General features: G+C 45.9%; 5 protein-coding genes. All 5 read right to left on the reverse strand.

Features of this window, described 5'->3' with window-relative positions:
* Nucleotides 1-104: 104 nt before the first annotated feature.
* Nucleotides 105-446 (reverse strand): DUF86 domain-containing protein, encoded by a 342-nt coding sequence (locus tag LUQ50_RS15455; RefSeq protein WP_300041255.1) that lies wholly within the window; start codon nt 444-446, stop codon nt 105-107.
* Nucleotides 439-741, reverse strand: coding sequence for a nucleotidyltransferase family protein (locus LUQ50_RS15460; RefSeq protein WP_300041257.1), 303 nt, complete (start codon nt 739-741; stop codon nt 439-441). Before LUQ50_RS15460 ends, LUQ50_RS15455 begins: the two co-directional genes overlap by 8 nt.
* A 133-nt stretch (nt 742-874) precedes the next feature.
* Nucleotides 875-1,288: a type IV pilin N-terminal domain-containing protein gene (locus tag LUQ50_RS15465; protein WP_300041260.1), complete on the reverse strand. Its 414-nt coding sequence runs from the start codon at nt 1,286-1,288 to the stop codon at nt 875-877.
* 67 nt (nt 1,289-1,355) lie between these two features.
* Nucleotides 1,356-1,793, reverse strand: a complete 438-nt coding sequence (locus tag LUQ50_RS15470) for a type IV pilin N-terminal domain-containing protein (RefSeq protein ID WP_300041262.1) — start codon at nt 1,791-1,793, stop codon at nt 1,356-1,358.
* A 275-nt stretch (nt 1,794-2,068) separates the two neighbouring features.
* The gene (locus LUQ50_RS15475) at nt 2,069-2,308 is read right to left on the reverse strand and encodes a hypothetical protein (protein WP_300041264.1); all 240 of its coding nucleotides are present in this window, start codon (nt 2,306-2,308) and stop codon (nt 2,069-2,071) included.
* Between the last annotated feature and the right edge of the window lie 226 nt (nt 2,309-2,534).

Genomic DNA, 2,534 nt, shown 5'->3' on the forward strand with positions numbered 1-2,534 from the left:
ACTTCCGTCTTTCCCGAGTGAAAATTCCCGGCAACCAGGAGATCGTCCCGGTCAATACCCCGGGTCTCCTCGGAGATATCGTAGAGGGTATGAGATCCTTATCCTCATCTATACCCATATTCGTGCAGTTTGGAGTTGAGAACTGTGATATCCTTGTGGCAGGTGTCCCATACGATCTGCCAATCTGTTCTAAAATACTGGTGACACAGGAAATTTCTCATTCCAATCATCCCGCTCCAGTCGATATCCCGCATCTGTTCCTGCGTTTGGGGATCGATCCGTCTGGATGCTTCACCGATGATCTCCAGGTTTCTCAAAACTGCATCCTGTGTCTTCTTGTCATTCAGGAATTCTTCATAGGTGATACCTGAAAGGTACCGTTCCACCTTCTCTATCGCTCCCAGAATGTCGTTAAAATACAACTCATCGCTTCGGGATTCAGACATATACGAGATCCTGAAGGATAGCATTTCTGAGAAGCGGGTGAAGTGCACCCGATGTGGTAAGGTCTACGTTTCTGCCAAGGAGCAAGCGTAATTCGTCCTGCAGGTGTGCGAGTGCAAAAAATCCGATAGAACCATTGAATTCTACCAGAATATCTATATCACTTGAATCGCTGAGTGCATCTCTGGCAGCGGATCCAAATACCGCAATCTTTGAGACTTGGTACTTCTGCTCCAGATCTGATCGGTGGAGATTGATAACTTCTCTGATCTCTTCAAAGGTATCAACCCGGTGCATACCATATATTGTCCGTTCAGGGTAATGAGATTATGTTTAGTGCAAAACTGTAGTTGTCCGCGTAGATTACCGAATTAGTACTTTTGGCGAAAATTGGGGGCTATTTTATCCACGGACTGGAAATTATAGAGGGTTATATCGTCCCGGAATAGACCACTTCCGTCTTTCCCGAGTTAAAATTCCCGGCAACCAGGAGATCGTCCCGGTCAATACCCCGGGTCTCCTCGGAGATATCGTATATGGCCTGGGAACCGGTCATGTTCCGGAGATTCTCTTCAGGGATCTCGGAATCCACGATGACCCCGTTTAACCTGACGGTGAACGGATGATCCGGGACGAGCTTGGGCTGGTCCTGGCCTCCCTGGTTTGTCAGCCTTATATGGGTCTTGTTGAGGCGTTCACTCGCAATCCCGATCGGGGTGGTCTTGTCCACGTTCCCAACCAGCCCGAAGACAAATCCGGCAATGATTCCTGCGAGGATCACCGTGGCAGCAACCATGAGAATGACACCGATCACCTGGGATACTCCGTCATCAGATGAAGTCATAGATACCCGGATGATGGGTAGGTACTTAAGATATATAATAACTGTTAAAAAAAAAGGGTAAATGGATCTATAATTTTGAGGAATAAATTACTGCGGATTTTCCATCCTGGAATACGGCGGTAACAGACACATCATCCTGTCCGGCACCTTTCTGGGTACCCGGAACCTGGTAATATCCAATTGTTCCTACTGCATCAGTTAGATCTGTAGAAGGAGTAGCATCTGCTCCATTAATTTTTACCACGAATACAGAAGAACCAGAACCATTAACCAGTTTGGAGGCATCCTGTCCACCATAATTAGTTATTTTAATAAACCCGTTGTTATTTCCTATAGTGCTGGTTGTATTTACTCTCTCACCCACAACGCTGACTACTTTTGTTTTGTCAACGTTTCCGGCCATACCAAATACAAATGCCGCAATCACTGCAGCGAGAATGACGGTAATTGCAACCATCAGGATAACACCGATCACCGGTGATACTGCATCATCACTTTTGTACATATCACACCTCCTGAGTGCGTACGAATTCTATGTATCAATACCATAAGAAAGTTTTTCTATAAGGAGAAAATTATAAAAATTCCCCGGTTTTCTCAAAAAAACAGGTATAAAAATTTATATTGAAGAAGGGTTATCGAAACACGGAGGCTACCTATTTAGGCTTTTTTTTAAAAGTACCATGACTCTGAAAAACCGGCCTTCGGTTTACCCTGCCGGAAGAGAGCAAAAATTCGATTCAGGTGATCCACCAGGTTAAAAAAAACGGATTCATACGATTATTCCAGCCATGAGGAACGGGTACAGGGTTCCCGTGTACCGGGGGCAGAATGCGCTGCAACGGTAGCGGTGCAGGAACCTCTCCTTCGGGTACTCAATCCCTCGCCTGGGAGGGCAGGAGAAAACGAAAGAATCATCCCGGATTTGCCCGGGATAAACCAGGGGGATGATGACTCCGGCGGACCCTGTTGAATAAGATACAAGAGCGGGAGGACAGGAGCATATAATCCCGGTAACATGGTTATTTTTTCCGGAGAAACTTAGGATATCGTTTTTCATGGCAGGGTATGTTTTGCAGCTATTCCGAAATTGTTACATGCAATCTTTCACCGGAGAAGAAAAATGCAGGAACCAGGAACGGGAGGGACGGGAATACAACCAGGCAGGATTGACGGATAAAACAGGAATCTTTTACTTCATCATCGACGAAAAATGTGCATGAGTTTTACTTTCAGCCTCCCTGTC

It is taken from the genome of Methanospirillum sp., assembly GCF_028679455.1.
Taxonomy (GTDB): domain Archaea; phylum Halobacteriota; class Methanomicrobia; order Methanomicrobiales; family Methanospirillaceae; genus Methanospirillum.

Coding starts and splice junctions, on each gene's coding strand:
- LUQ50_RS15455 (WP_300041255.1), bottom strand. CDS start 446: ATGTCTGAATCCCGAAGCGATGAGTTGTATTTTAACGACATTCTGGGA.
- LUQ50_RS15460 (WP_300041257.1), bottom strand. CDS start 741: ATGCACCGGGTTGATACCTTTGAAGAGATCAGAGAAGTTATCAATCTC.
- LUQ50_RS15465 (WP_300041260.1), bottom strand. CDS start 1,288: ATGACTTCATCTGATGACGGAGTATCCCAGGTGATCGGTGTCATTCTC.
- LUQ50_RS15470 (WP_300041262.1), bottom strand. CDS start 1,793: ATGTACAAAAGTGATGATGCAGTATCACCGGTGATCGGTGTTATCCTG.
- LUQ50_RS15475 (WP_300041264.1), bottom strand. CDS start 2,308: ATGTTACCGGGATTATATGCTCCTGTCCTCCCGCTCTTGTATCTTATT.